Origin of the sequence: Microbacterium sp. NPDC077663 (assembly GCF_044542795.1) — a bacterium.
Lineage (GTDB): Bacteria > Actinomycetota > Actinomycetes > Actinomycetales > Microbacteriaceae > Microbacterium.
Window position 1 is genome coordinate 307,921 of sequence record NZ_JBITVE010000001.1, and the last position, 26,205, is coordinate 334,125.

At 67.2% G+C, this 26,205-nt stretch carries 29 protein-coding genes and 1 pseudogene; 16 read left to right on the forward strand and 14 right to left on the reverse strand.

What is annotated here, in order from left to right; translation table 11 throughout:
* Positions 1-195: 195 nt before the first annotated feature.
* The 6 genes from ACIGEP_RS01455 to ACIGEP_RS01480 form a co-directional block, all read right to left on the reverse strand.
* A complete protein-coding gene (locus ACIGEP_RS01455; RefSeq protein WP_396659858.1) occupies positions 196-1,353 on the reverse strand; it encodes a hypothetical protein in 1,158 nt (385 codons plus the stop codon).
* 561 nt (positions 1,354-1,914) lie between these two features.
* Positions 1,915-2,511, reverse strand: coding sequence for a hypothetical protein (locus ACIGEP_RS01460; protein WP_396659859.1), 597 nt, complete (start codon positions 2,509-2,511; stop codon positions 1,915-1,917).
* Positions 2,512-2,522: 11 nt separating this feature from the next.
* Positions 2,523-3,452: a hypothetical protein gene (locus tag ACIGEP_RS01465; RefSeq protein WP_396659860.1), complete on the reverse strand. Its 930-nt coding sequence runs from the start codon at positions 3,450-3,452 to the stop codon at positions 2,523-2,525.
* The gene (locus tag ACIGEP_RS01470; protein ID WP_396659861.1) at positions 3,449-3,796 is read right to left on the reverse strand and encodes a helix-turn-helix domain-containing protein; all 348 of its coding nucleotides are present in this window, start codon (positions 3,794-3,796) and stop codon (positions 3,449-3,451) included. The genes ACIGEP_RS01465 and ACIGEP_RS01470 overlap by 4 nt, the downstream gene beginning before the upstream one ends.
* Positions 3,793-4,641, reverse strand: a complete 849-nt coding sequence (locus tag ACIGEP_RS01475) for a tyrosine-type recombinase/integrase (protein ID WP_396659862.1) — start codon at positions 4,639-4,641, stop codon at positions 3,793-3,795. Before ACIGEP_RS01475 ends, ACIGEP_RS01470 begins: the two co-directional genes overlap by 4 nt.
* Before the next feature lie 57 nt (positions 4,642-4,698).
* Positions 4,699-4,923, reverse strand: a complete 225-nt coding sequence (locus tag ACIGEP_RS01480; RefSeq protein WP_396659863.1) for a hypothetical protein — start codon at positions 4,921-4,923, stop codon at positions 4,699-4,701.
* Between the two features lie 593 nt (positions 4,924-5,516).
* Between ACIGEP_RS01480 and ACIGEP_RS01485 the strand changes: the two genes are divergently transcribed.
* Positions 5,517-6,458 carry a DNA-methyltransferase gene (locus ACIGEP_RS01485; protein WP_396659864.1) on the forward strand — a complete coding sequence of 314 codons (942 nt, stop codon included), beginning with the start codon at positions 5,517-5,519 and terminating at the stop codon, positions 6,456-6,458.
* Positions 6,459-6,514: 56 nt separating this feature from the next.
* On the opposite strand, the gene ACIGEP_RS01490 is transcribed toward ACIGEP_RS01485, so the two are convergent.
* A complete protein-coding gene (locus ACIGEP_RS01490; RefSeq protein WP_396659865.1) occupies positions 6,515-7,528 on the reverse strand; it encodes an aldo/keto reductase in 1,014 nt (337 codons plus the stop codon).
* On the reverse strand, positions 7,525-8,010 hold the full coding sequence (locus ACIGEP_RS01495) for a MerR family transcriptional regulator (protein ID WP_396659866.1): 486 nt from the start codon (positions 8,008-8,010) through the stop codon (positions 7,525-7,527). The genes ACIGEP_RS01490 and ACIGEP_RS01495 overlap by 4 nt, the downstream gene beginning before the upstream one ends.
* A gap of 180 nt (positions 8,011-8,190) precedes the next feature.
* On the opposite strand from ACIGEP_RS01495, the gene ACIGEP_RS01500 reads away from it, so the two are divergent.
* The 12 genes and pseudogenes from ACIGEP_RS01500 to ACIGEP_RS01555 all read left to right on the forward strand — a co-directional run.
* Complete coding sequence (locus ACIGEP_RS01500; RefSeq protein ID WP_396659867.1) at positions 8,191-8,718, forward strand: hypothetical protein; 528 nt, start codon at positions 8,191-8,193, stop codon at positions 8,716-8,718.
* A 216-nt stretch (positions 8,719-8,934) separates the two neighbouring features.
* A complete protein-coding gene (locus ACIGEP_RS01505) occupies positions 8,935-10,290 on the forward strand; it encodes a hypothetical protein (protein WP_396659868.1) in 1,356 nt (451 codons plus the stop codon).
* A gap of 250 nt (positions 10,291-10,540) precedes the next feature.
* Entirely contained in the window at positions 10,541-11,434 is an 894-nt protein-coding gene (locus tag ACIGEP_RS01510; RefSeq protein WP_396659869.1) for a bifunctional DNA primase/polymerase, read from the forward strand.
* A complete protein-coding gene (locus ACIGEP_RS01515; protein WP_396659870.1) occupies positions 11,431-12,219 on the forward strand; it encodes a DUF2637 domain-containing protein in 789 nt (262 codons plus the stop codon). Before ACIGEP_RS01510 ends, ACIGEP_RS01515 begins: the two co-directional genes overlap by 4 nt.
* A complete protein-coding gene (locus ACIGEP_RS01520; RefSeq protein ID WP_396659871.1) occupies positions 12,212-12,640 on the forward strand; it encodes a hypothetical protein in 429 nt (142 codons plus the stop codon). Before ACIGEP_RS01515 ends, ACIGEP_RS01520 begins: the two co-directional genes overlap by 8 nt.
* Before the next feature lie 251 nt (positions 12,641-12,891).
* A complete protein-coding gene (locus ACIGEP_RS01525; RefSeq protein WP_396659872.1) occupies positions 12,892-13,731 on the forward strand; it encodes a hypothetical protein in 840 nt (279 codons plus the stop codon).
* A complete protein-coding gene (locus ACIGEP_RS01530; RefSeq protein ID WP_396659873.1) occupies positions 13,728-14,849 on the forward strand; it encodes a ParB N-terminal domain-containing protein in 1,122 nt (373 codons plus the stop codon). Before ACIGEP_RS01525 ends, ACIGEP_RS01530 begins: the two co-directional genes overlap by 4 nt.
* The gene (locus ACIGEP_RS01535) at positions 14,836-15,285 is read left to right on the forward strand and encodes a hypothetical protein (RefSeq protein ID WP_396659874.1); all 450 of its coding nucleotides are present in this window, start codon (positions 14,836-14,838) and stop codon (positions 15,283-15,285) included. The genes ACIGEP_RS01530 and ACIGEP_RS01535 overlap by 14 nt, the downstream gene beginning before the upstream one ends.
* A gap of 69 nt (positions 15,286-15,354) precedes the next feature.
* Positions 15,355-16,044: a hypothetical protein gene (locus ACIGEP_RS01540; RefSeq protein WP_396659875.1), complete on the forward strand. Its 690-nt coding sequence runs from the start codon at positions 15,355-15,357 to the stop codon at positions 16,042-16,044.
* A gap of 12 nt (positions 16,045-16,056) precedes the next feature.
* Positions 16,057-17,214 carry a M23 family metallopeptidase gene (locus tag ACIGEP_RS01545; protein WP_396659876.1) on the forward strand — a complete coding sequence of 386 codons (1,158 nt, stop codon included), beginning with the start codon at positions 16,057-16,059 and terminating at the stop codon, positions 17,212-17,214.
* Positions 17,215-17,291: 77 nt separating this feature from the next.
* Positions 17,292-17,588 carry a DUF6112 family protein gene (locus ACIGEP_RS01550; RefSeq protein ID WP_396659877.1) on the forward strand — a complete coding sequence of 99 codons (297 nt, stop codon included), beginning with the start codon at positions 17,292-17,294 and terminating at the stop codon, positions 17,586-17,588.
* A gap of 29 nt (positions 17,589-17,617) precedes the next feature.
* Positions 17,618-17,824 (forward strand): annotated as a pseudogene (locus tag ACIGEP_RS01555) (DUF4342 domain-containing protein); the annotation flags it as partial.
* A 159-nt stretch (positions 17,825-17,983) separates the two neighbouring features.
* Here ACIGEP_RS01555 and ACIGEP_RS01560 read toward each other — a convergent pair.
* The 6 genes from ACIGEP_RS01560 to ACIGEP_RS01585 form a co-directional block, all read right to left on the reverse strand.
* Entirely contained in the window at positions 17,984-18,397 is a 414-nt protein-coding gene (locus tag ACIGEP_RS01560; RefSeq protein WP_396659878.1) for a DUF6527 family protein, read from the reverse strand.
* Positions 18,394-19,653 (reverse strand): ThiF family adenylyltransferase, encoded by a 1,260-nt coding sequence (locus ACIGEP_RS01565; RefSeq protein WP_396659879.1) that lies wholly within the window; start codon positions 19,651-19,653, stop codon positions 18,394-18,396. The genes ACIGEP_RS01560 and ACIGEP_RS01565 overlap by 4 nt, the downstream gene beginning before the upstream one ends.
* Positions 19,553-20,215 (reverse strand): multiubiquitin domain-containing protein, encoded by a 663-nt coding sequence (locus ACIGEP_RS01570; protein WP_396659880.1) that lies wholly within the window; start codon positions 20,213-20,215, stop codon positions 19,553-19,555. Before ACIGEP_RS01570 ends, ACIGEP_RS01565 begins: the two co-directional genes overlap by 101 nt.
* A gap of 65 nt (positions 20,216-20,280) precedes the next feature.
* The gene (locus ACIGEP_RS01575) at positions 20,281-21,288 is read right to left on the reverse strand and encodes an ImmA/IrrE family metallo-endopeptidase (RefSeq protein ID WP_396659881.1); all 1,008 of its coding nucleotides are present in this window, start codon (positions 21,286-21,288) and stop codon (positions 20,281-20,283) included.
* A gap of 58 nt (positions 21,289-21,346) precedes the next feature.
* Positions 21,347-22,072, reverse strand: coding sequence for a hypothetical protein (locus ACIGEP_RS01580; protein WP_396659882.1), 726 nt, complete (start codon positions 22,070-22,072; stop codon positions 21,347-21,349).
* A 153-nt stretch (positions 22,073-22,225) separates the two neighbouring features.
* The gene (locus ACIGEP_RS01585; RefSeq protein WP_396659883.1) at positions 22,226-23,125 is read right to left on the reverse strand and encodes a hypothetical protein; all 900 of its coding nucleotides are present in this window, start codon (positions 23,123-23,125) and stop codon (positions 22,226-22,228) included.
* 362 nt (positions 23,126-23,487) lie between these two features.
* On the opposite strand from ACIGEP_RS01585, the gene ACIGEP_RS01590 reads away from it, so the two are divergent.
* The 3 genes from ACIGEP_RS01590 (at position 23,488) to ACIGEP_RS01600 (ending at position 26,164) form a co-directional block, all read left to right on the forward strand.
* A complete protein-coding gene (locus ACIGEP_RS01590; RefSeq protein WP_396659884.1) occupies positions 23,488-24,192 on the forward strand; it encodes a hypothetical protein in 705 nt (234 codons plus the stop codon).
* 114 nt (positions 24,193-24,306) lie between these two features.
* On the forward strand, positions 24,307-24,648 hold the full coding sequence (locus tag ACIGEP_RS01595; RefSeq protein ID WP_396659885.1) for a DUF6112 family protein: 342 nt from the start codon (positions 24,307-24,309) through the stop codon (positions 24,646-24,648).
* Positions 24,649-24,682: 34 nt separating this feature from the next.
* Positions 24,683-26,164, forward strand: coding sequence for a conjugal transfer protein TrbL (locus ACIGEP_RS01600; protein ID WP_396659886.1), 1,482 nt, complete (start codon positions 24,683-24,685; stop codon positions 26,162-26,164).
* The last annotated feature ends 41 nt before the right edge of the window (positions 26,165-26,205 follow it).

A 26,205-nucleotide genomic window follows, 5' to 3' on the forward strand; every position in this document is an offset into this window, starting at 1 on the left:
CTGCTGATGCGGCAAGCCGACGGCGGTCTCGATGCCTCCACGCCTCGATTCCCGAGCACCCCAACGCTTGTCGCACTTGCTTAACCAGGGGATCGCATCAGCATGTGTGAACCGGAAGAAGCGTGTCTCGACCACAAGGGCGAGGAGCAGGACCGGGACGATACGATGAAGACCCGCTCGGCTCTCGATATGTCCTCAGCTCTCGGCGCCCGACGTTGTCACGGGAGTTTTCGTCTTCAACCAGGTGACCACGCCGATCAACCCCCAGCCGGCAGCCACGAGCTGCTGTTCCAGATCCTGCAGCGACATCTGGAACTGCTGCTCCGACAGAGATTCGAGTTCGTCGGCTTTGCGGCGAAGGGCTCGAGCGGCGGTGTTCGACTCCGAGTCGGATCGTGTTGCGCGGAATCCCATGAGAGTAGAGCCGATGATCGTGAGAACGCCGATCGACCCGATGATGCCGTTCAGGAGCTTCACCGCGATGGCGAGTCCACCTACCGGTACGAGCACAGAGATCTCGCCGAAGTATGCGCCCACGGTGGAGTAGTAGACGAAGGTCCAGGCGTCTGGGGTGACCGTGAACGCGAACTGGGTCGGATCGACGACGAAGACGCCGTAGTTGAGGAATGCGAACGCGCCGATGACCTGCGCGAGGAGCAGCACGATGAGCACTGCGTTGAGGACGACTACGGCGGGTCCGCGTCGGTACTGGTCCACGGCGCTTGCCCAGAACAGCAGCGCGCGTCGCGCGATGAGCGCGAATCCCGCGGTGTCGCGGAACTTCTTTGCGTCGTCCACCGACCACGCTTTCAGCGCCAGCGCGTCTGGTTGTTCGGGGGTGACGAACCGTTCAATGAGCTCGAAGCCGAAGATCCAGTTAATGACTCGCTCTTGTGCCTTGATGAACGCGCTCGTGTGGAGGAGGTCGATCGCGGTCACCGTCAGCCACCAGATGACGACGAGCAGCATTGCGCCCATCCCCGCCAGGACGACCGGTGGTGTCTCGCCCGTGACAATCATGGTCCCTGAGAGGCAGGCGATTGCGAGGGCGACGATGAAGAACTTCGCGCGTGACAGGAATCCCGTGGCGACGCCGGCCAGGCTCGACACCAAGAGGGTGCTGCGTCGTATGATGAGCAGTTTCGGAATCTTCCAGAAGAGGATCACGAGGGGAAACCCGACGATGTAGGCGACCGCGATCCCAAGCGTGCGTGCGCGAAGGAGGATCAGAATCAGCGCAAACAGGCCCAGGACGAGGAGCCACCTCATGTCCAGCAGCCAGACCAGCTGTGGAGCGATCGACGAGATGAGAAGCCGGTCAAAGTCACCGACGAACAGTTTGATGAGGCTCACGATCCAAACCACAGATCCGAGAACGTCGAGCGTGCGGACAACTCGCCGTCGTCTCTGACGCCGACGGGCAGCTCCACGTTTCCGCTTCTGCGTGCTCGCCGCGGGAGTCATCGGCTCCGCAGCCGACGCCGGTGCAGCCTCAGTCGGCGGCTCGCTCGCGATGAGCGTTTCGATCCGCTCCCAGAGCTCATCCGGACGCGCCTTGGGCGGTTGCGGACGATACGCGTTGCTCTCGGTCGACCGCTGGAAAACCTTCCAGTTCCGGCGTTCTCGTTTCTTGGTCACGATGTGTCTCTCCGTAGACACCCAAGCCGCCCCAGTTGCCGCCGAAGTCGGCGTGGCGCTTGGTGCACCCGCGTCGTTCAGCTACCTTCTGTAGAGAACCGCCAAGTTCGAGAAGGCCCGAGACGGATTGGACCCGCATCTCGGGCTTCTCTGTCTCTGCCGATGTTCGCACGCATATTCGACCCCGACGGCTCGACACGCCGAACTCAATAACGATGACAGGCGACCGACCCGACTACCGTTCTCTCCTCAGTCGACTCGCGCCGTGATCTCACCTCACTCGCTGAGTCGGGGCGGGCGCCGGGCGGGCTTCCCTAGCGGCGCGTAGTGGTGCCAGGCAACGCCGTACTCGGTGGCGATCCGCTCGCTGCCGGTGGGGCTGTAGCCGAGCATTCCGGCGACGATGATCGGTGGCGCTTCGCGCAGCAGCTCGCGGATCGCGCGGCTACGGTTACTGAGGTTCGGGATGCCGAGGCTGCGGAGCCGGTCACGCAGGGACGTGGTGTGCAGCGGGCGCCCGGACGCGCGCCCGGGGAACAGCCACGGGCTGGCGATGTTGGCTGCGGTGGTCTGGTTCCGACGGGCGGCGACGTGCTGGCGGATGATCTCGTCGAACGGCGCGGGAACCGGAGTCGGCGGGTCACCGAGACGGATCAGGACCTGCCCGTCTTCGTCGATGCCGATGTCGTCGACGGTGAGCTGCTGGATGCGGGTCAGGGGCTGGGCGTAGAGCAGGACGAGCAACGCAAGAACCCGGTCGGATAGGTCCATGCCGTCGCCATCGTGGACGCGGCGCATAAGCTCGATCCGTCGCTGTTGGGTCAGGAGCATGACGGACCGCTGGACGTGGGGCGGGAGCTCGAGTCTCGGCATCCGCCGGGTGTTCATCGCCCAGCGCAGGAACGGCTTGAGAATGTCGCGCAGCCGGGGCGTTCCCTCCGCGAAGAGACGGTCAAGATCAGCCTGGGTGGTGTCAGCCAGACTCCGTCCCTGTTCAGCAAGGCCAGCGACGAACCCGGCGGCAGTGCGGAGCTGGTGCTGGCGAGCTGCGGCTCCGCGTAGCCGAGCTCGCCGCGGGCGTCGATGCGTGCCCGGAAGATGCGCAGATAGTGCCAGGTGATGAACAGCCGGAACATCTTGCGCTGCTCGGGATCCGGAAGCTCGTCGAGCCAGCCGCGCCACCACTGCTCGAAGTAGAACAGCGACTTGTCGACGGGCGGAAGAATCCCGGCAGTGACCATCAGGTCGCGGATGTAGGCGGTGGATCGGCGCTCGGGGAACCTGTGGATGCCCTCGTGCGTGAGCGGAACCTCGCCGCGGGCGATGGCGCGCAGGACACGCTGCGGCTCGGGGCGACTGAGCCAGAGGACGCCCGAACGGGGACGCTTCATACGGAGGATCAGCGCCGCCAGGGGCATCAGCTCGAGCCGGACCCTGCCGGTGCTGTCATCGAGGATCTCGACGACGCGGTCTTGCAGAACGCACCGCCCGCAGATGCCGGCGTACTCGCGCCATCCCTCTCGGCCGCAGCGGGTGCAGGTGAAGTCACCCAGTCCTCCCGCGCAGTCGGTGCACCATCGCTGCCCGTCGGGGCCGATGCCGGGCAGGAGCCGGTCGGTGCCGTAGCTCTCGCAGATCCCGTACGTCTCCATCGCCTTCGCGAAGCACCCGGAGCAGATCAGCCCGTCCGGCCACCGGCGCATCCAGACCAGGACGACCTCATCGGTCTTGCCGGACTGCTCGCGCCGATCCCGAACCCGGCGGTCGCAGCGCACGCAGCGCGTGCCCTCACTGGCGGAATCGGCCGCGGTCACTCGCCGGGGCGAATGATCCGGGCGCGGACCGGACGCAGATCGCCGATACCCGTCGGCTTCGCGGGCCGGTCGCCGGCGGCGATCTTGCGGACCCCGACGTTGACCGCGTCGGTCGGGATCAGCTCGGCAGGGGTGACGTCGAAGATATCGCAGAGCGCGGCGAGGACCGGCAGCGACAGTCGCTCCGGGGTCGCGGTCACCAGCCGGTGCACCTGCGAGGCCGAGAGCACGATGCCGCGCTCAGCGAGCAACGGGACCAGCTCGGTGGTCGCGTAAGTCTTGTGCTCAGCCATCACCTCCCGCAGCCGCCACTCGTAGGACACTTTCCGCCGTTGTCTGGTCATCGCGTTTCCTCCCTCGGTACGGTGCCGACCGCGTCGGCGATGATCTGGTCCAGCGACCGCCGCAGGGTTCGGATCCGGAAGTCCAAGGACACCCCGGTATAGATCGACGTGGTCGAGGCATGTTCGTGCCCGACTTGGTCCTGCACAAACCTCGGATCCCAGCCGTCCTCGATCAGATGCGTGACGTAGGAACGGCGCAGCGAATGGAAGTCCAGGATCGGGTCCAGGCCGATCGCTTCCCGGTAGTCGGCCATCCGGTGATCCAGCAGCGCCGCGCTCACCCGCGGTGCCCGCTCGGAAGGCCAGGCGGCGGGATTGTCGTCGGCGCCGAACAGCGGGCGCACCTCGGAGAACCACTGCTCGAGGACCTCGACCGCCCAGGGCCAGACCGTCAGCACCGTGCGACGCTTTGGCGGCGCGGCGCGCTTGGCCTTCCCGTGCCGGACGTGCACGGACCCGAACCGGCCGAACTCCGGCGCCTCCGGGTTGCGGCCGAAGTCAGACACGTCGAGCATCTGCGTCTCGGTGCGACGCGTGCCGTAGGCGTAGGCGGTCTTGAAGATCGTCGCATCCCGGAACGCCGCCATCCAGCCCTTCTTTCCCTCGGATCGCTTCAGCGCGACCTGCTCGTCGGCGTAGTCGAACAGGTCCTGCAGCTCGCGTCGAGTGAACGGCCGCTTCGCAGGCTCCGACTCGACGTCCGCCACGTGCTGCGCAGAGTTGACGTCGGTGAGGATCTGCACCGGGTGCGTGCCGAACCGGCGCATGCACTCCTCAGCCCAGCCATATGCCGGATCGAGTGCGAACGAGCAGAAGCCGCGCACCGCCACCTGATAGCCGCGCACCGTGGAGCGCGTGCAATGGTGCACCGAGCGCAGATCCGCGAACCACTCGTCCGCGTGCTACGCCGTCCACTCCCACGGGAACGTCGCGGCGTGCGCCTGGAACGCACGGACCTGCCGCTCCCGCGCCTGAACCGTCGAGCGGGCGAAATTCCGGGCGGGCCCCTGATTCCGCCAACCCTCCAACATCGCCTCGAACACCTGCTCGTCCGGGCGCAACAACGCGACCCCGTCCAGCAGGACCAGCCGGGCCGAACCCGCCAGAGCACCCTCGTCACCGGCCACGTCGCTCCCTCTCGCAAGACCGCATCTGATGCGAGATTATCGCATTAGATGCGATTTGCAACAGAAAGCCCCGGTCACAGACGGAGGGAGAGAAACAATGTCCGACGAGCATCCGCGAGGGCCACGATCTACGTCCGCCAGATCGCTGAGATTCCAAGGGAGAACGGCACGCGAGGCCGCAGCCAACACCGGTGACGGGATCGCATCAGATGCGATTCATCATCGTCTGGCGCTGATTGCCGGTCGTGTGTGGGAATAGCCTTGCGCTGGAAGGCAACGACGCGAAGCCGACCGGCTCGATGGCAAGGACGCGGTAATCGCGCCTGGGTAGGAGCCGCCCACGTGGGCTCGTACGGGCGCGTGGTGGGCTGGGTGGCCTCGTACCTGCTGGGTGATCCTGTTCGTCGCACGAGAGGGCGGACAGGGCCCGAACAGCAGGGAGCCCTCCGCCCATGTCCGATCCGTCATCACCGAACCGTCGCCGTCTGACCGCGCTTCCGGCGCCGGTGCTCGCCCACGACCGCGCGACCGTCTACCTCGGCGATGCTGTCGAGTTCCTTCCGCTCTTGCCCGCGGGGAGTGTCGACGCGCTGGTGACCGACCCGCCCTATGGGCTCGGCTTCAACGGCCACGCGTGGGACGACGCGTCCGGGTTCCGGGAATCGCTGCACGATGTCGACACCAGCGTGATGAGTGCACCGGAGGTGTTCGAGGCGTGGTGCACGGCGTGGGCTGCGGGTGCATTGCACGCACTAAAGCCCGGTGCACATGTTGCAGCGTTTGGCGGTGCACGCACGTGGCATCGGATGGTGCGCGGTATCGAGAGTGCAGGGTTCGAGATCCGTGACCAGATCGCGTGGTTGCACACCACCGGGATGCCCAAGAGCATGGATCTCTCGCACGCGATTGACAAGCACCATGGCGTGCACCGCACCGATCGCACTGTGCAGACCGATGACCGCGACGGGGTGCTCGGCGCGACTCGCGTTGTCGTCTCGAAGGGCACCCCGGTGACGGAGGACGCGCAGCGGTGGGAAGGGTGGGGCACGGGGTTGCGGCCGGCGTTCGAGCCGATCGTCATCGCCCGTAAACCCCCGGAGGGCACAATGGTGCGAAACGTCCTCACTCACGGTGTCGGTGGGATCAACATCGACGGGGCGCGGTTCGCTGATGATCGGTGGCCGACGAACGTTGCCTTCGATCCGGGGCAGGCGGAGGCGTTGGATGTGCTGACGGGGACGTGGCAGGGCGAGTCGTTGTCGCGGAAATTCCCGATCTTCCGGTTCGAGCACAAACCTAATGCCGCCCAACGGCCCCGCGCATTCGGAGTCTCACATTCAACGGTGAAGCCGTTGGGACTGATGCGATGGCTCGTCACCCTGCTCGCCCCGCCCGGCGGGAGCGTGCTTGAGCCTTTCGCTGGCTCCGGTACGACCGTGGAGGCCGCCCTCATGGCTGGGTGCCGAGTGGTCGCCATCGAGCGCGACAAGGACTACATCCCGCTCGTTGCCTCCCGGGTGGACCGCCAGATCTGAGCACGTCCACCAGCAGATCACGCGACATCTCGGGTCGGCGGTTGGGGCGCACCCAGTTACTTGTCGGCGCGTTCGCGTGTGTCGCTGGTCCAGTTCGGGTCGTCGAAGTCTGAGCGTTCACCCATGATCTGAGCCGACAGGTCATCGAGGACGTGGAGTTCGTCGGCGCTGAGGACGATCGATGTGGCGGCGGCGTTCTCCGCGATGCGTTCCGGGCGGCGGGTGCCCGGGATGGGAACGACCGGTAGGCCGAACCGGTCACCCGCTGCATACAGCCAGGCCAACGCGATCTGCGCGGGCGTGGCGTCGTGGTCATCGGCGATCCCCCTCAGTGCTGCGACGACGGTCTGGTTGGCGGCGAAGGCGTCACCGGTGAACCGGGTGAGCCCTGCCCGCCAGTCACCGGCGAAGACGGCGGGGTCGCTCAGGGCTCCGGTGAGGAATCCGCGCCCCAGAGGCGAGTAGGGCACGAAACCGATCCCGAGCCTGGCGGCGGTCGGTGCGACGGCGCGTTCGACGTCGCGGCTCCAGACTGACCATTCGCTTTGCACGGCGGCGATGGGGTGGACCCGGTGAGCGGCCTCCAGCTCGTCGGCGGTCACCTCCGACAATCCCAGATGGCGGACCTTCCCGGCGGCCACGAGCTCGGCCATCGCACCGACGGTGTCCTCGATGGGCACGGTCACCTCGCGGCGGTGCAGGTAGTAGAGGTCGATCGTGTCGATCCCGAGCCGGTTCAGGCTGGCGTCGACGGCCTCGCGCACATAGGCGGGGTCGTTGCGGGCGCGCATGGTCTTGTTCGCGATGGAGCCGGTGATGCCGAACTTGGTAGCGATCGTCATCTCCTCGCGGCGGGTCCTCGCGACCTCGCCGACGGTGCGTTCGCTGTCACCGTCACCGTAGATGTCGGCAGTGTCAATGAACGTGACCCCGACATCGAGGGCATGGTTCAGCACGTCCAGATTCTCCACGTGGGTGCTGGCCCCGTACACGCCGGTCAAAGCCATCGCGCCGAAGCCGAGACGGCTGACGGTCAGACCGTCGCCGAGAAGCGTCGTTGGAGCATTCATCGTTGTTCTCTTTCTGTTGCGGTGAGGGGCTGTACGGCGGCGACTTCGGGCGGGACGGGGCGTCCGTCGCAGTCGAGGCCTGCACCGATCAGGTAGCGGTAATGGGTCATCTTCTCTTCCAGGGAGACGAGGTGCTGATCGAGCTCCGCTTGCCGCCTGTGGATGCGATCGCGGTGGGCTTCGAGGATCGCGAGGCGGCGCCCGTGGGTGGTGGCGCCGCCGGCGACCAGGCGTGCGAACTCGCGCATCTCTTCCGTCGGCATCCCGCTCTTACGGAGCTTCGCGAGCATCTCGACCAGTGCCGCGTCCCTGCGCGTGTACTGGCGGCGACGATCCGGTCCCCGGCGCACCGCAGGCAACAGTCCCTCACGCTCGTACCAGCGGAGGGTGTCTTGACTCAGTCCGCTCAGGCGCGCGACCTCCGCGATGCCGAGGCTCGCGTCTGTATCGTCCAGCACCTCGAAGGCGACCTGTGTGCTCATGCGGCAACGCTATGTCCTGGAGTTCACTCCAACGCAAGCCCAGTATCCGCCACTGCCGCCATGTGTCTGGGCACGCGCGACAAGCTTTCGGGTGGTTCCGGGGAGAAGAACTCCGCTGGTGTCCCGCTAATCGGATCTCGCCCGGCGTCCTGCCCCATCCGCCTACCTATCGTGAGGCCCGTGCAGTTGCGCGCGGGCGATCTCAACGCGGGAGGACGAGGACATATGGACATGGACCCTGCCAAGGGCGCCGAGGCACCACGAACCGAAACGGACCAGGACGCAGGGCAGCCGCGAATGCTGCATCTCGGGGTCATCGTGTGGTTGGATGACCCCGAGGTCGAACCGACCGTCCTCACCCACGACAGCGCCGTGGTGGTTGCGCACGCTACGGCACTGGCGATCCACGAGATGCTCGAGGACTCACCTGCCTATGTGGGCGCGGCCCAGTTCCTCGCAACACACCGCGTTCCTCAGGACTGGCACACACCCGAGCACGTCGATGCCTGGCTTGAAGCACTGCGGGAAGCGACCCCGCACCCGGCTTACTCGTTCCACCAGATCCCCGTCGGCGCCGGCATCGATAAGGGAAACGAAGCCGCTACATCCCTCCATCACGCGATGCAAGAACGTGAACGCACGCTCACCGAGCATCCCGCCGCCGGCCCTGCCCGTGCTCCGATACCGCGCCCGGGCCTCACACGATGACCCGTACGAGAACCGTGCCGGGTGAAGAGCCGACGATTCGACGCATATCTGCGACTCCAGCGCTCACGTTCGCCTTCGTCCACCATGCATCCACCGGAACGACGAGTAAGCCAAGAACCACCTGCACCGGCCCGCCTGGGGCGCGATCAGGCCCTCGGGTGCCGGGCTCCTGCCTGAACCCGTTGCGTTGCCTGCCGTTGGAAGGAGCCGACCGCCATGTCTGATAGCACGAATCTCCCGCCCCTGGGATACACGCCCGAACCGCTCGAGCCGCGACGCGTGGTGATCGAGTTCGACGTTCTCGCTCGTTCCGACGCCGAAGCCGAGCATCTGGTCACTGAGGTGCTGATCGAAGAGCTCGCCGGCTCACCGGACCAGCTGCGCACGGACGGCGACCGCGTTTACGGGGAGGGTTTCGGCGACGATGTCTCGCACATCCGCTCTTGGACCCCAGGACCTGCCTCCGCTCACGGTGCGAGTGCGATGGTGGTGCCGTCGGTGGAGTGGGCGGCGTTCGAGGGCTCCGGGATCCCGGAGATCGTCGCCGAGATGTTCCCGCCCGCACCGGCCGAGGCCGACTTCCGCGTCGAGGACGGGACGGTGGATGTCGACCGTCTCGAGGATGCCCGCGACCAGTGGCGAGACGAATGCCTCACCCTCGCCACGGCCGCTGCGCGCCTGCCAGAGACACTCGCGCGACTCGACCGCGCCGAGCGGATGCACGGCGGGCTGATCGATCTGCTGGAGCGCGAGCCGCTGCCGGTGGAGCCGCAGAAGGAGGATTACCTGGTCACCGTGTCCCCGAGCTACGAGGGCGAGATCGTCGGAGCCGCCTACCGGTGGGACCACACGCAGTGGGAAGCGGACTTCAAGACCGCCGCCCGCCGACGGGAGAGCGCCCTGCAGGATCTCCTCGACGATGACGGGTCGCGGACGTCGTCTTTGCGTGAGCGGTTCCGTCAGGTGGGGGTGTCGGATCTGGTCGCGATCCAGACCCTGCGCGAGGTCGTCGAGCGGGACAAGACGAGCCCCGGTGAGCGGCTGCTGGACGGGCCGGTGCGGGAGCAGCTGGAGGCGATGCTGTTCGCTGCGGACCCGGACGTGCAGGTGCCGGATCTGGACGACCCGGTGGGGCCGCCGATCTATGAGGGTCCGGCATCGGAGGCGCATGCGTGGATCGAGGAGGGCGTGTACGCGGCGACCGGGTTGGACGGGCAGGGCGAGTTCCGGCTCGTCGTCGGCCCTGTCCCGATCGGGCACGAGCGGACGGCGTCGGCGGCGTTTCCGCCGGCCGAGCACGACAGCACGGTCGTGAACGAGATCGCCCGCATCCTCGAACAGCGCACCGAGGACCATACCCCGGACGAGGTGCTCGCGCAGGTCAACCAGGCGATTCTCCGCACCGGCCGCACGGGCATGCCGACCCCTGGGCCGGTGGAGCCGCCCACGCTGCTCGAGCGCGGCGGACTGCTCAGCGAACTCCTCGCCGAACGCGAACGTCACCTCAGCTCAGGCCCCGATGGCCCGGAGCCTCCCGCGACAGGAAGAGGGACAACCGGGCGTCGTCTCTGAGATGCGTTGGGGAGGGCCGGGAGTGGACGATTTCCCGCATGTTCCGGACGTTTCCGCGCATCCTGCCAGGATCTGCTCGCGCCGGGATATCGACGTCGGGTAGGGGTTGAGGTCTCTCGACTGGCGGGAATGCTCGTGAGCCGACAGCATCGGGCCCGGGTCGGTAGCACTGCCACCGCACCTTCCCGGTGACACGGCGCACGAGCATTCCGCCCCTCGTGCGCCGAGTCACCGGAAGGAGGTGCCGCTCATGACCGCTCCCGACCCTACCGGCTGGACCCTGCCCACCACCCTCCCCGCCACGCTCGTCGATGCGGCGCTCGCCTACGGGGCGGCGGGCGTGCCGGTGTTCCCGTGCGCGCCCGGTGCGAAGGTTCCACTGACGAAGCATGGGTTCCACGATGCGACGACGGATCCCGGGCGGATCCGGTCGTGGTGGTCGTGGATGCCGGAGGCCAACATCGCCCTGCGCACCGGCACGACGGTGGATGTCGTTGATGTGGACGTGCACGGGGTGGGCACCGGGTTCCCGGTGCTGCGGACGCTGCACCGCGACCGGCTGATCGATGGGTGGGGCATGGCGGTCCGTTCCCCGTCCGGCGGCGTGCACCTCTACTACCCCTCCGCCCCGGACCGCCCACAGATGTCATGGTCGCGGGGGGCCGCGCTTGTAGACTTCCGTGGCACCGGCGGCTACATCCTCGCCCCGCCCTCCACCATCACAGGCCCGGACGGCACGACCGCCGGGTACGAGGTGATCGCGCGCGGGCGGCGGCCGAGGCCGGTCGACGCCGACACGCTTCGCGACATCCTCACCCCGACACCACCCGCCCCGCAGCGCGAGTTCCAGTCGGTCGCCGACGAGGCACGGATCACCGAGCGCTTGTCGGGATGGGTGGCGCGGCTGCCGGACGGCAACCGGAACGCCGGACTGTTCTGGGCCGCGTGCCGTCTCGCCGAAGCCGCGCTCAGCGAAGACGAAACGACCGCCGCCCTGGAGCCCGCGGCGGCGTCGACGGGGCTGGAGGTGCCGGAGTTGCGCGCGACGATCCACTCCGCTTACCGCACCATCACCAGAAACAACGGAGGCCCCGCCGCCCCCTCATTCCGAAGGACGACCGCCGGGCTGGAGGCTGGGCGATGACGTCCCCCGGACAGCAGCCGACCGAGCAGAGCCCCGTCCCCGCGACGGGCGGATTCGGCGGTGCAGTGACGCGGGGCGTGGTGGTGCTCGCGGTCGGCGGGACGGTGCTGTTGGCGTTGGGGGCGTTCTGGTTGTCGTTCACGACGTTGCGGGATCTCGCCGTCCTCTCGGGGATCCCGGCGGGGCAGGCGTGGGTATGGCCGTTGATCGTGGACGGGGTGATCCTCGAGGCGACGATCAGCGTCGTCGCGCTGCGTAACGCCGCCCGCCCCGCGCGCCGGTTCGCGTGGCTGCTGCTCGCCGCCGGCGCCGGGGTGTCCGTTGCCGCGAACATCACCCACGCTATCGTCACCGCCCACACCCAGGTCCCGGCGCTGATCGCGTCGCTGGTCGCGTCCGTGCCGCCGCTGGTGCTGCTGGCGATGACCCACCTCACCGTCGAACTCAGCCGCAACAGCACGCAGAGGACGGAGTCCGTGCGGGCACGCCCAGACCGCGTGCTGCCCAGACCGCGCGGCGACGAACACGATCAGGATCGTGCCCTGCTCGCGGACACGAGCGCAGACAGCTCGGCCATGCTCGCCGATCCGCCGGAGGATTCCGAGCCGGTCTCGTCGGGGAAGCCGGGGCGACGTCCTTTGCAGGAGCAGGAGCGGGCACGGGAGTTGCGGGCGCGGGGGTTGTCGCGTCGCGCGGTGGCGGCGGAGCTCGGGGTGCACCCGACGACGGTCGGCCGGTGGGAGCACGCACCTGAGAGTCGACAGGACGGAGCAGACCATGACTGACCCCACCACAACCAACCAGCCCGATTCGCACGACCCGCTCCTCGACCAGACCCTGGACGAGGACCGCGATCCGGACGACGTCAAGCACACGTCGAAGCGTGATCCGGATCGGGCGTCGGCGTTCGCGACGCACGGCGACCCCAGCACCACGACCACCAACGTCCCGGACGGGGCGCAGCGCGCCGGGGTGCGGTGGGTACGTCCGACCGATCTCGCAGCCCAGGCCGGCGCCGCCGTGCTCTCCCGGGGTGCGCAGGCGAACAGGCAACTGCATGACGCGGTCGCCGACGGGCTGCGGGAGATGCGCGCGAACCTCGCGGACCGGCTCGCACGCCGACAAGCGCAGCTCGAACCAGAAGCCACGACGACGGGCCCGGCGACACGGGAGCGTCCGCTCGGGAGGACGGGGGTGAGCCGGTGACCTCTCACTGTCCTGGCAGCACCCGACTGCCAGAGCACACCCGCCACCCGTAACCACAAGAACCGCCGCCTGGTGCTCACCGTCGCACCGGCCGGCACCACGCATAGACCACTCTCACCAGGGTCGGCCCGACGGTCCTCCCTGCCCTCCCGCAGCAGCCCCGCGCTGCGCGAGGCCGGGCGGGGGTCGTGTCGGGACGGGTGTCGCACCTTCCAGATACCGACGAATTCTTCACTTTTCAGGGAGTCACGATGCACCCCACACCATCAGGCCGGGTCACCGGCCCGGACCCGGATTTCACGAGCAGCGAGGGCCTGCGCGCACTGCTGCGGGAGCTGAACGAGCACGACGCGTGGGCGACGAGCCCGGTCGCGGCAGAGCTGATGGCCTACGCCACCCGCAAGTATGAGCCGATCGCGAAGGCCTGGCACCGGGCGCCGGAGGACGCCGCCTACGAGGCGTTCATCGCGATGCGCAAGCGCACGACCGTGAAGGCGGGTGACCCGTGGGCGGTGATCACCCGCGCGGTCGCGCTCGGCATCGCCGCGGAAGTCCACGCCGACCGCAACATGACCAGCCAGGACAAGGCCCGCCGCCCCGAGAGGCGCCCCGACGAGGAACCGGTGCGCGCCGGGCACTACGAGGAGTTCTTCTACGACATCCACCCCCACACCGAACCCGCAGGGGATGCGGCGGACGGGGATCATTCGGTGGACCGGGTGATCCGCGCGACCTGCGTGTTCCTCGTCCTCACCGACTGGCCTGCCCGGCCCGTGGAGCAGGCCGTGGACTACATCGCCCACCGCGTCACCGGCCTGTCCTCCGGCGATTCCGCTGTCGACGTCGTCTCCCGCGACCTGCACATCGCGCTCCGCCTGGGCTACACCCCCGACGCCTGGGCGGCGCTGGTGCGGCTCGTGGTCGGCACGAAGACCGGGAGGAGCCGCACCGGGAAATACGGGCTGTTCGCCCGCGTGCTCCTCGGCGACGACGTCACCGACCTCCTCCGCGACGGCGACCTCGTTGCGACGTCCCGCCGGAGCGCGCACGTACCTGATTGGTGGGAGACGCGTGAGGGAGGTGTGTCATGAGTCGTGGGCATCTGGTGATGGAGCATGCGATCGATCAGATCCGGGAAGGCCACTCCTACCGTCGCGACCTCGGGGACTTGGAGGAGCTGACGGAGTCGGTCCGCCGGTTCGGGCTGCTCTCGCCGATCGTGATCACCACCGGCAACGTCCTCATCTCCGGCAACCGGCGCCTGGCCGTCCTGCGCTCTCTCGGCCACCGCACGGTGCCCGTGTGGATCGTCCCCGGGGTGTCGGACAAGCTGTCGATGGTAGTGGCGATCCAGGACGAGAACACCCTCCATAAGATGCTCGCCCCGCTCGAGCAAGCGGAGCTGTATGCAGAGCTGAAGGAGCTGTACGCGGAAGAGAACGCCCGCAAGCAGGAAGCCACCCAGTTCGGCGCGACCACGCCGTCCGAATCGGCCCACAATTTCGGGCCCGCACCCGGCGACTCGGGTGGGGGTAACGGTGGTGTCGATTCGACACCACCGCAGCCGGCGAGGGGTGAGGGGCAGAAGACGCGGGTGCAGGCGGCGAAGGCCGTCACCGGGCGGGACTCGCACGGGATGCTCGACCAGGTCGTCGAGCTGAAGCAGATCGCCGCATCCGAGGCGGAGCATCCGGAGGTGCGGCAGGCCGCCGCTGAGGCGCTGCTGGAGCTGAACACGGATGGGAAGGTGAACGGCCGGTTCTTGCGCGTGAAGCTGCTGCAGCAGATCCACACATTGCGCCGGTGGGCGACGCACCCCGACGAGCCCGACGGCATCCGCGCGGCGGCCGCCTCGGAACTGGCGCTCGTGGAGGCGCAGGAGCATCCGAAGGACGCGCTGACGGAAGCCACCCGCGCGATCGGTCGCCTCACCCAGCTGCGCGCCGACGCCGCAGTAGCTGCGGGACCGGCCGGGTGGAAGGATGCGGATCCGCTGCTGCGGGAGAAGCACGCGATCCGCAAGCTCGTCGACCTGCTGCGCCGCGAGCACGGCTGGTGGGACCGCTACGACCCCACCGACTTCGGGACGTACGCCGACCAGGAGCAGTGGGAGCTCGTCGAGACCTACATCACCGAAGCCTCCCGATTCGTTGAGCGGGCGCGGGCGGCGCGCGAGAAGCATGAGGAGGGCAGTGATGCCGACGGATGAGGATCCACAGCAGGACGCGGACGAGCTTGAGGAAGCCGCCCGTGCTCTCGCTTATGCCACCCGCGCCATCGACACACCTGAGAGCACCTATCAGGTCCTCGGCTCCGTGCACCTGACGCTGTCACGGATCCAGCAGAGCCTGTCGCAGTTGGCAACCTGGCATCAGCAGCACGGCGTCCTCGCAGCGGCCGACGACGGAAATCGTGAGGCGGGGAACGATAGCGCCCAGAAAGCGGCGGGCTGGCTGTTGATGGCCGCGGCCGGGGCGGGACAGGTCATCGACCTGGTCATGGCGGCGCCGACCGAGAACGGGCAGATCGCGTGGCAGCCGACCCCAGACGTCCGTGCGGTACTCGCGGAGCGAGAAGTCAGCCTGGCCCCGGACCCGTCCCCTGCCGAGAAGAGGCCGGAACGGGGAGGCGGTTTGTCGCGGTGAACCGACGTGACGGGGTGGCGCACCTACCGGGTGTGCCACCCCTTGTTGTTCCCGGGAAGGAACCCTGCCATGTCGTCACCTCTCGTTGATAACCGCTTGCGCCGGCGGCGCCGGCTGATCATCACTCTCACTGCGACCGCCCTGGTCGTACTGACGCTCGCTGGCGTCGGCATCTACGGGCTCGTCGCCCGCCCCGACCAGACCCCGCCGCCGACATCTACGAGCAGCGCGCCAGGGCCTCCCACGCCGAGTCCGAGCGGCCAACCCACCATCGCGGCGCTGCCCGGCCTGCCAGAGACGGATGACCCCGAGGAGTATGCGGAAGCGGTCGCACACGCGCTGTTCGGCTGGGACACCTTCACCCTCTACACCCCGGCCGACCACCGTTCCGTGATCATCGACGACGCCGATCCGTCCGGCGCAGAGACGCCCGGCCTGGTCGTCGACCTCGACGGGTACTTCCCCTCGCAGGAGACCTGGCGGGATCTGGCCGACTACCGCACCCGGCAGTCGATCACCATCGACCAGGTCTTCGTGCCGGAGCAGTGGGACGAGGCGGTCGCGGCGGCGAGCGGGCAGATCGCCGATGGCACGATCGCCTTCACGATCGAGGGCACCCGGCACCGGGAGGGCTTCTGGTACGACGACCCCGTCGAAAGCACCCACGAGGTCGCGTTCACGGTGTTCGTCGCGTGCGAACCCGTGTTCGACCGGTGTCATCTGCTGCGCCTGTCCCAGCTCGACAACCCCCTCCGCTGAGAGGGCGCTGTCATGAAGAAGCTCCTCGCGCTCGGGGTCGTCGGGGTCCTGCTCGCCCCGATGCTGGGCCTGCTCACCGTGGGCGTGGTGATGAATCCCGCGCTGACAACCCAGGCGGCGTGTGTCGCGTCGGATGTGAATCTCGGACCGGTGCCGGACGAGCTTCAGGTCACCACCGCCGGCGGAGACACGTTCACGCTGAACCACACGCAGCTCACCCACGCCGCCACCATCATCACCACGGGAGCGGCGACGCCCGGGGTAGGGCGGGAGGGGATCCTCATCGCGCTGATGGCGGCGTTGACGGAGTCGACGTTGCGGCAGTTGGCGAACACCGGCACCTACCCGGAGTCCGGCGACTACCCGAACGACGGCAACGGCTCCGACCACGACAGCCTCGGGCTGTTCCAGATGCGCCCGCAGTCCGGGTGGGGCACGGTCGAGGAACTGATGGACCCGACCTATCAGGCGGAGGCGTTCTACGGCGGCCCCGACGGCCCCAACCAGAGTTCCCCGCGTGGCCTGCTCGACATCCCCGGCTGGCAGCAGATGGGCAAGGGCGAGGCCGCGCAGAGCGTGGAGGTGTCGGCGTATCCGGATCGGTACGACAACTACGAGCCCGTCGCTCGCACCATCCTTGACACCCTCACCACCAGCCCCGGAACCGACGGCGAAGACAACGAGATCCCGGAGACGAGCGGCCTGGTGTTTCCGCTGCCGTCCGGGACGTACGTCATGACGTCGCCGTTCGGGCTCCGGGTGCATCCGATCACGGGCGAGGTTCGCCTGCACGCCGGGACGGACTGGGCCGCCCCGGACGGCACACCCATCTTCGCCCTCGCCGACGGTATCGTCACCTACGCGGGCATGGTCGACGGCACGTCAGGGCAGATCACGATCGAGCACACCATCGACGGGCAGCGTGTTGCGACGAAGTACATCCATATGTGGGAGCACGGTATCCACGTTCAGGCCGGCGACCGGGTGATCGCAGGGCAGCACGTCGGCGACGTCGGAAGCAGCGGCCAATCCACCGGCCCCCACCTCCACCTGCAAATCCACCCGGGCGGCGCCGACGAGCCCGCGGTCGACCCGGAGGTGTGGCTCGCCGAGCACGACGTGGACGGCATCGACGCTCCGACCGGCGGCGGACCCTTCTGCACCCTCTGACCGTGGAACGGGCGCGGGTCGGGTGGCGCACCTGACAGGTGCCCGCCCGCCCCCGCGCTTATCAGGAGACCGACCTCATGCACGTCCTTGCCACGCTCATCCCGGCCGAGAACGTTTACCCGGACCTCAGCGGTGTCCGCGGTAAGGAGACCCTGCTGTCCATCGTCGGGGCGCTGCTGACGTTCGTGCTGATCGTCGCCGTGCTGATGCTCATCATCTCGGCGATCGTGTGGGCCGTCTCCTCCGCCCACGGCAACCCCCACACCGCCACGAAAGGCAAGTCCGGAGTGTTCGTCGCCCTCGGTGCTGCCGCCCTCGCCGGCGCCGGGGTTGCGTGGATGAACTTCCTTCTCAACCTCGGTGACACGCTCTGAGTTCCGACCAGCCTGACTCGCGGAGAGTCGTGATCGCAGGCTGCATCATCCCTATCGACCGCGTCGAGGAGATCGCGCGCGACAGCACCGTCAGCCACGTCTACCTCAGGAGGGAGAGTAGCGAACCCATCCTGGAGCTCCCGCTCGCAGCGGGCGTAGGCATCGCCACGGTCGGCACACTCATCGCCCGCGCTCTCGTCGCAATCGGCCGAGTGGCTGCACTCCTCGCCCGGGTTACCATCGGCGTCGCACTGCGCGCACCCACCCCTGCCGCCTCGCGAGCACGGCGTCACATCCTCGCCCGACGGTTTTGTTGGACGAGGAATGTGCCGTTGAACTTGCTCTGCACACAACCGTACTTCGAGCGCCCCTCGTCCATCGCCCGGCGCTGTCCCTCAAACGCGTCGACGAAACCAGTCCAGCAACCGTGTACGGCGCGGGCGCGTCGCTGTCACAGAAGGAAGGGGCAGGGGGTCTGGGTCTTGTGTGTGGAGGTTGTCCGCATCGCGGTTGGCCTGAATTTTCTTGTCGGACCACTGCGCGGCCTTGATGACCCGGCCGTCACGGATCCAGTAGTGCGATCTGCAGGGGAAGCTCCAGTTCCCGATTGAGGGCGACAGTCCGACAGCCACGCCGTTGAAAGTAATGGACCACTCCGACGGCGCCAGCGGGGTAACCACTTTGACGCCGCAACCGCACGCGCACAGATGCACCGCGGTGGCGTAGTCGGTGGAGACGAACAACACTCCCTCCGGGAGGGCGGCAGGGATTTCTTCGACGAACCGGTAGTCGAATCTGAGCGTCTTCACTCCGGGTCCTCGTTTGCGATGACGTTGCTGTCGATCATGTACGTGGCCGCGTCAGTCGGGTCGAAGTCGAGGTAGAACCCGAGGGTCTTTTTGAACCGGATGACGGCGAGGGCGGCATTCAACGCGTTCAAGTCAGCGATCTGGATGTTCTGCGTGTACGCGTTGTCCGTGTTGTCGCCGAACGAGATCCGGCTCCGTGCCGCGGCCCGGCTAGCCGGGTCGTTGCGGCTGAGTGTGGTGCGCACGAGACCGCCGAGGGCACCGCCGTTGTCGTAAATTCCCATACCGACATCGATGAACGCGATCCCTGCCGCCTCAAGGAAGGCGATGACGACTTCCTTGGCGGGTCCGTCATCAATGGCGAGGAATACAAACTGCAATCCAGTCAGCACGTCCAGGTTGCCGGCGTCGACGTGGACGGGATGCGCAATGATCCCCGAGCGCATCGGCGCGTACTGCGCCGCCAGGTAGTGCACCTTGTACGGGCTAGTCCGCAACTGTTCCAACGTGGCCGCGCCCGGCGCACGAAACGCGTTGTACTGCTGAAAGGTGTCCCCATCGAACAGGTGCAACTCGGTAATTGGGGTCTTCGCAAGAAGGTCGAGGATGTACGCGCCGGTTCCGCCGAGCCCCACGATCCCGACCGGACCGATCGCGAGCTTGGCGGAGATCGCCGCGATCCCGGCGCGCGTGGAGGCGGTGTCGAGGTAGGTGAAGACGCTGGTGTCGTCCTCGTCGGTCACCGGCGCGAATGTTTGCGCGGTCACGGTCGGGTCGATCAGATGCGCCTGTTGCATCAGGATCGCTGCGTACGTGACGATCTTGGCGCGATAGTCGGGGTACTGCCCCGACGGCATCGGCTTGTGGGAGAACATGAAATCGACGTGCACGCCGGGAGCCAGCTCCGTGGCGTAGGCCGAGTTGATCAGCGCATCCAACGGCGCGCCGGCCGCGGTGCACGGGGTCTCTCCGGCGAAGTACGCAACGTGCGTGTCGGGTGTCGTGGTGACGTCGTCCTGGATGTTCAGGGTGGACACGAGAGAGCCGTAAGCAACCTGGCGCTCCGCGGTGACGTAGGGGATGTGGCCCACCACGAGGTGCCCGCCGATAACGGACACCTCGTAGCCTTCATCACGCAACTTCTGCAGGTCGGTGCTACGACTTGTCAGTTGCGGTGACATTGAAGATCGTTCCGTTCTTGATGGTGACGCTCTCCCCGGCGCGCAGGGTGCCGGTGGGGCGGGGTGCGGCGGCACGGCTGTAGCCCACGGTGAACAGCAGCTGGGCACCGGCGGGAGGTTCGGGGTAGGCGATCGCGGTGACGGTCTCGAAGAACACGGTCGAACCGGTGACGGTATGCTTCGTGCCGTTGACGATGATCTGGAAGCTGGTGGGCAGCGGGTTCTTGGTGAAGAACCGTTCCCCGTCCGCGATGATGACGATCTCGTCCTCGGTGATCGGGTCATCGAGGTCATCGAAGATGTCCCGGTACAGCCGGTGGTCGTCCGGGATGGCCGGGGAGGTGAGCTCGCGCAGCTGCTGCTCGGTGATCGCTCCGGCGGGGACACGGTACGGGACGGCGTTGAGGAAGAGCGTGACGGGCTGGTTGCTGAAGAACCGCAGGTCACCGGTGATGGTGATGGTGGAGTGCGGCGGGACGGGGATGTCCTGCGCGTCGGGCAGTTCCAGCCACAGGTCCGCGACGGGCGGCGTAGGCAGCTCGCGCAGTTCCCGACCGCTGATGTCGCCGAGGGGAACGGGGTAACTGGCCCCGTCGATGATGATGTCCGCGAACTGCGGATCGGGCGTGGTGTTCACGATGCTCCAGTCTGGGCACAGGGTGTGCCCTCACCCGGAACAGACGACGTATCTTTTCGTCCCGCTCAGCCGGCGCATTCCTCGCAAATGCCGGCGGTGGCGGACTGCTGTGTACCGCTTTTCAGCAGGAAGCATTCCATGCACTGAAACTCCGCCGGCGCCGCGACCGAGCAACCGCACCGTTGACAGGTAGGACACGTGGGGTTCCCGCAGGCGGCGCAGGCATCGTGCGGTGCGGCTCGAAATTCGGCCGCGCACCCCAAGTGCACACACACGTACGAGCGGCCGTAGGAGACGTGTTCATGCCGCGCGACCGAGAACGTCCACGGCACTCGCTCCGTCGCAGCGACGACGATGTAGCCGCTGCCGGCGGGAGCCGCCTGCATGAAGTAGGTGTCTCCGGCAAGGACGGAGTTATAGGCGAACTGTCCGCGCGCGGCCACGGTCGCGCCCGCATGCCCGCGTTCGATTGCCTCCCAGATGGCAGTGGCCGTCTGGTCACTGCGCCGTGTCGGACGGACTGCCGTTGTGGAGGTGGAAAAGGTAACTTCCCCGGCACCGCTGAGAACCACGACATGGCCGTCACCGTCGATCTGACCGCGGGCGCGCATCGCCACCGCGGAGCGTGACACCGTGCTCAATGCCCGCCACAAGCTCACGACGGCGTCTGCGGACGGGGTGCGTTGTCCTAAGACGGATGTTGCCGTGGCTTCGGGGATGAGAACGGCGGAGGCGAACGCGTCGCATGCTTCTTCCTCGAGTGCGCGACCCCCGTCGCCACGTTCTAACAGAGTTTCCAGGAGATGTTCGTCGGTGAGCTGAATGTGGTGTCCAAGTTCGTGCAACGCCGTAAAGTTCATGCGCTCCCGGGTTCGGGAGAACGCCACCCCGACACGCGGCGGGGTTTCCTCTCCTCGGTACAGACCATCCACATCGCACCGCTCGTCCGACGAGGTATGGGAACGCTCCAGATCGAACACCTCCACCTCAGGCCATTGACTCAACCATCCGATTGGGTCTTGCCGGATCTCCTCGAGGTCCACGCCCTCTCGGGCAACGAGAGACGCCATCATGAGGTCAACATAAGCAGGCGCGTCCAAGCGGGCGCGGATCCGCACAGAGCGCCCAGAGTCAGTCATCACCACTCAATTCGGACTGCAGGTAACTGTCGATACGAGCACGCATACTCTCCGGCGCCTGGTCGTTACCTTGCCGTGCCGCCAAAGCCAACGCCCCATACGCGACAGAACGCCAGGCATCCGAATCGGTCTTGTGCAGCTGACGGGCGAGAGCCTTGATCGGCGCGCGATACGAACTGGCGTGCAGTTCCCGCTGCCACTGCGGCGGCAAAGTCGGGTTGGATTCGAGGATTTCGTCCGCCGTTAACGGCATGGTGTGTGCGAGCGTCTCCGCCTGACCGGGGGTGACGGGCCGGGCGTTGCGGAGAATCTGCGCGGCAACGGTGAGCGGCTCGTTCAACGCCGACGCGATCTGCCTCGCGGTGACACCGACCGACCGGAACCTCTCCCGAAGGGTGCCGGTGCCCTCACCGTGCGTGGACCACTGCGACAACCTGTTCAGCGGCTCGATCATATGCTGCTCCAGATCCGCATCAATCACCGCATGCGTGATCTCCGCGTTCGGCAGGGCCACCGTTCCGAACAACGCATCCAAAGTCAGAGGAGCAACCGGTCGCGCATAGCGACGCAGCACCAGCACCACGCAGCCAGCAAAATCAGTGAGCTCGTCGTCTTCGAACACCTCCAGGTCGAAGTCCGTGAAAATTGGCGCGACCAGAACGGACACGTCCTCAACGGACAACACCACAGCCAAAGAAGAGTCGGCGTCCCACGACACCCGCCACACCTGCCCAGGCTCAGGTGGCGCGCTCTCCATTGGACGAGGGATACGAACCTCACGCCCCAACGCAAGAAGGTCCTCGAAGGTCAGGGGAGGAAGACCTGTCATCACACCCTCCAAAGTGTTGGTGATCTCATCAGAACTGACGACCTAACTCGCGTCCGCACCAGACGCGCACCATCGGATTACCAGGTTCACCGCATCACGGCCCGTTTCGCTACCCGCATACAGGCGCAGCCTGCTGAACAACGCATCCCGGGGCGAAGTAGGACCAGAATCCGCCGCTGTAGCCTCGGCGGCGAGGATCGTGACGTCTTCCGCGGATAGGTCATCGTAGATGCGGCGGGCAAGAACCTCGACCTCATCGTCCGGGTCGACGCTCAGCACGGGCAGATTCGACGCAGTGTCCGCGCGCGAGGGCGGGCCGGCTGCGTCAAGCTGGAAGCGCTCGTGTAGGAACCGAGCGAGCAGTTGCGCACGGATCGCGCCGACGGCACGCGTCACCGCTTCGTAACTCATCGTCACCAGGCTGTGCCGCGCCGCCGCAGGAGTTGGGCCAGCCGTGTTCAAACGGTCAATCGCCGCGACCTGCACCGACGATGTCAACCGTGTCAGCTCCGCAACGCCCCCATCCCACACCGCATCCCCGTTGCCAGGGACACTCCATCCCTCTTCGCCCGCGAGAAGCCGGTCTGCAGATACGAAGCGGCTGTCCTTCGCGAGCAGGGTACGCAGTCGCCGCCGCAAACGACCGACCGGGGTTGCCTTCGCCTCGTCGATCAGGAACCGGCGAATCGATACCAGCAGCAGTCGCTCAAGCGACGCATCAGAAGTCGCGGTCACAGCGCAATTGATCACCATTCCGCGACCACGGGATGTACTGAGAATGCTTCCCACATAATCAATGACGGCTTGATCGGACCACCTCGGGTGCCCCAACGGGGGCGGGAACGAACTGGTACGCCCGATCTGACCCACCAGGCGGATCAGCAGACTCACCGTCCCCCGACCGATGCCATCCGGACCGCTCAGCTCAGCGAACGGGGACATCGACCAACCCCAAACTTCGCTCGCGGACTCTTTCAATTGAATCTACTCGAGCGATCGACCGTCGACGAGGCCCGATGTCACTTCCGTGAACGCTCGTTCCACAAGCGGGGCGACGTGAGCCGCTCAGCAAGCCGTCAAAGAACCCGACCGGTGGACGGGTCGGTCATGGCTCGATCGAGCAGACGCCCGGGGGGCCGGGTGAAGGCGGGCCTAACTTTCCAGGGTGACCTCGACGCGTTGGGTGTCATTCGCGATCACCACCCACGTTTCCTGGGCCCCCACATCCCGGATGGCTATCACGTTGAGCTCGTCGGCTTCCACATCGTCATCGGACGGCGCGTGACCCAGGACTGGCGTGCGCAATGCTGGATCACCGGGACGATGCGGTGCTCGCCGTGATGATGTCGGTCCTCGCGGAAGTGCTGATCGTCGTGGCGGCCATCGCATCAGGCCGGGCAGTCCTCCGTACGCCACTCGTGGCGTTCACTGGACATGCCGTCTCCTCTCACCCAGCGCACCGTGCGCGTGGGCAAGACCACACAGCCCAAGCCAGCGAGTCCGAAGCCATCGGCTTCGCAACCGGCGAACACCCACCCGGCAGCAGCTATGGGGCGCGGATTACGCTGAACGCTGGGAGGAGGTCCAGGATGCAGCTGACCATTCTGGGAGGACGTCTCCTGCCGGAGTGGGTGCTGGAGTACCTCGGCATGGGCAAAGGCCCCGCGCTTCCGGCGTTCTTCTGCACCGACGCGTTCGGTCGGCACGTCACGGTCATCGGCTTCGACGAGGACCTCTTCCACGAGATCCACGACGCCGACGACGACACGGTCGCCGGCTCCGCGGTTCCGGTGGAGAAGTTCCCGGTGTCGGTCATGGGGTGGCCGGAAGACTGGGCGAGAGACCACGCACTCCGCGAGACAATCCGCATCGACCCGCGCGGGCTCCCGCCCGCGGAACAGGTCGAGCAGTACCTCGCTGAGGGAACCGTCGACGGTGTCCCCTTCGAAGCTGTCGATCGGGATCTGTTCACGCGCATGGCCGACATCCTCCGCAAGCGCGGCCGCTGACCCCGCAGCACGGCAGACCGCCCGACCCCGCGAGAGGGCGTGGGGTTCGCGTGTCGCACCTGTCCAGTTGACCGCCTCCCGCCCCGGGGAGGGGTCGCCTGTGAAGGAGCCCCCATGTCTGCCGTCCTCGACACCCTCACCACCACTTTGACCGTCGCCGCCGCGAGTGGCATCGTCTCCGCCGAGATCGACGTCACCCCGAACGACTCGGGCCTGCCCGGGATCGCAGCGCTTCGCACCATCGTCGGCGCGGTGATGACGATCGGTCTGATCCTTTCCGTCCTCGCCCTGATCATCTCCGCCATCGTGTGGGGGTTCGGTGCGAACTCCTCCAACCCCCATCTCGCCTCCCGCGGCAAGATCGGTGTACTCGTCTCCTGCGCTGCGGCGATCATCGCCGGCGCGTCCGTGACGCTGATCAACTTCTTCTGGAACGTCGGCCAGACCGTCTCCTGACCCGCCACCTCAACCTCACGAAGGGAGGGGTGACGTGGCTGGCATCTGTGACGTCCCCATCATCAGCACCGTCTGCGACACCGTCGGCGAAGGCGCAGCCACCCTCATCAGCGCCCCGTTCGACTGGCTCGCCCAAGCCACCGGCGCGGCTGCGTCCTGGCTGTTCCAGGGCGTGTGGGCTCTGTTCGACACCACAACGCTCGTGGACCTGACCGACGCGGGCTACATCGGCGTGTACAACGTGATCTTCGGGATCGGCATCTTCCTCATGCTGATCTTCTTCTGCCTCCAATTGATCACCGGCCTCATCCACCGCGACCCCAGCTCCCTCTCCCGCGCCGCCCTCGGCCTCGCCAAGAGCGTGCTCGGGTCGTTCCTGGTGATCACGCTGACCGCGACACTCCTGGAGGTCGTCGACCAGCTCACCATCGGGGTAATCCAGGCGACCGGGACCACGCTGGAAGAGATGGGCGGGAAGATCGGCGTCCTCATCGCCGGGCTCACCGCCATCAACCTCACCGCCCCCGGGGCAGGGGCGATCATCACCATCTTCCTGTCATTCCTCGCGATCTGTGCAGCCGCGATCGTGTGGTTCAGCCTCTTGATCCGCAAAGCGCTAATCCTCGTCGCGGTCGTCATGGCACCGATCGCCCTGGCCGGCGGGTCGTGGGATGCGACCCGGGGCTGGTTCGGGAAGTGGGCATCGTTCGTGCTCGCCCTGATCTTCTCGAAGCTGGTGATCGTGGTCGTGTTCCTCGTCGCGATCAACCAGGTCAACGCCCCGATCGACCTCGATCTCGCGTCCATCGCCGACCCGGTCGCGGGCATCGTGCTGATGTTCGTCGCCGCGTTCGCGCCGTACATGGTCTACAAGTTCATCAGCTTCGTCGGCTTCGACCTGCACCACGTCATGTCCGCCGAGCAGGAAGCCAAGCAGTCCATGAACCGGCCCCTGCCGCTGCGCACCAAACCCGACGGGGACGGCCCGGAAAAGGTCCTGAACGGGTCCGGCGACGGCACACCGCCTGGCGTGAACAACAGCGGCGGAGGCGGTGACACACCCCCGCCACCTGGCGGGCCGACACCCGCACCCGCGGGCACCGGCGGTACGGGCGCGGGTGGCACTGCGGCGGCGGGCAGCGCAGGCGCGGCCGGTGCGGGCGGCAGTGCCGCGGCAGGTGGGGGCGCGGCCGCGGGTGGTGCCAGCGCAGGAGCTGCGGCAGGTCCTGTCGGGCTCGCGGTGGTCGGCGGCGCGACAGTCGTCAAGGGCGCGGCGGAGGCCGGCCCGAAGGCCGGGAACGCGATCGGACAGGCCGCAGAAGGCCACGCCGACGCCGCCTCCGACAGCCAGGCCCCGCCACCGCACGCCTCCGGGAACCAGCCTGCTCGGCCGACACCGCCGAGCAGTCCACCGCCGGCCGACGCCGCACAGGTCCCGCCGCCGGCATCGACGCCGCCACCGCATACGGATGGTGGGGCGCCGAAGCCCCCGCCGCCTCCGGAACCGAAGCCATAGGGCTGCAGTAAGTCAGCAGAAGGGGGTGATGACAGTCCCGT

Bases quoted from the DNA above. Each gene is read 5' to 3' on its own strand.
- ACIGEP_RS01460 (WP_396659859.1), bottom strand. From the start codon at position 2,511: ATGCCGAGACTCGAGCTCCCGCCCCACGTCCAGCGGTCCGTCATGCTC.
- ACIGEP_RS01470 (WP_396659861.1), bottom strand. From the start codon at position 3,796: ATGACCAGACAACGGCGGAAAGTGTCCTACGAGTGGCGGCTGCGGGAG.
- ACIGEP_RS01490 (WP_396659865.1), bottom strand. From the start codon at position 7,528: ATGAATGCTCCAACGACGCTTCTCGGCGACGGTCTGACCGTCAGCCGT.
- ACIGEP_RS01495 (WP_396659866.1), bottom strand. From the start codon at position 8,010: ATGAGCACACAGGTCGCCTTCGAGGTGCTGGACGATACAGACGCGAGC.
- ACIGEP_RS01505 (WP_396659868.1), top strand. From the start codon at position 8,935: ATGTCTGATAGCACGAATCTCCCGCCCCTGGGATACACGCCCGAACCG.
- ACIGEP_RS01510 (WP_396659869.1), top strand. From the start codon at position 10,541: ATGACCGCTCCCGACCCTACCGGCTGGACCCTGCCCACCACCCTCCCC.
- ACIGEP_RS01515 (WP_396659870.1), top strand. From the start codon at position 11,431: ATGACGTCCCCCGGACAGCAGCCGACCGAGCAGAGCCCCGTCCCCGCG.
- ACIGEP_RS01520 (WP_396659871.1), top strand. From the start codon at position 12,212: ATGACTGACCCCACCACAACCAACCAGCCCGATTCGCACGACCCGCTC.
- ACIGEP_RS01525 (WP_396659872.1), top strand. From the start codon at position 12,892: ATGCACCCCACACCATCAGGCCGGGTCACCGGCCCGGACCCGGATTTC.
- ACIGEP_RS01530 (WP_396659873.1), top strand. From the start codon at position 13,728: ATGAGTCGTGGGCATCTGGTGATGGAGCATGCGATCGATCAGATCCGG.
- ACIGEP_RS01535 (WP_396659874.1), top strand. From the start codon at position 14,836: ATGCCGACGGATGAGGATCCACAGCAGGACGCGGACGAGCTTGAGGAA.
- ACIGEP_RS01540 (WP_396659875.1), top strand. From the start codon at position 15,355: ATGTCGTCACCTCTCGTTGATAACCGCTTGCGCCGGCGGCGCCGGCTG.
- ACIGEP_RS01545 (WP_396659876.1), top strand. From the start codon at position 16,057: ATGAAGAAGCTCCTCGCGCTCGGGGTCGTCGGGGTCCTGCTCGCCCCG.
- ACIGEP_RS01550 (WP_396659877.1), top strand. From the start codon at position 17,292: ATGCACGTCCTTGCCACGCTCATCCCGGCCGAGAACGTTTACCCGGAC.
- ACIGEP_RS01575 (WP_396659881.1), bottom strand. From the start codon at position 21,288: ATGATGGCGTCTCTCGTTGCCCGAGAGGGCGTGGACCTCGAGGAGATC.
- ACIGEP_RS01585 (WP_396659883.1), bottom strand. From the start codon at position 23,125: ATGTCCCCGTTCGCTGAGCTGAGCGGTCCGGATGGCATCGGTCGGGGG.
- ACIGEP_RS01590 (WP_396659884.1), top strand. From the start codon at position 23,488: ATGCTGGATCACCGGGACGATGCGGTGCTCGCCGTGATGATGTCGGTC.
- ACIGEP_RS01595 (WP_396659885.1), top strand. From the start codon at position 24,307: ATGTCTGCCGTCCTCGACACCCTCACCACCACTTTGACCGTCGCCGCC.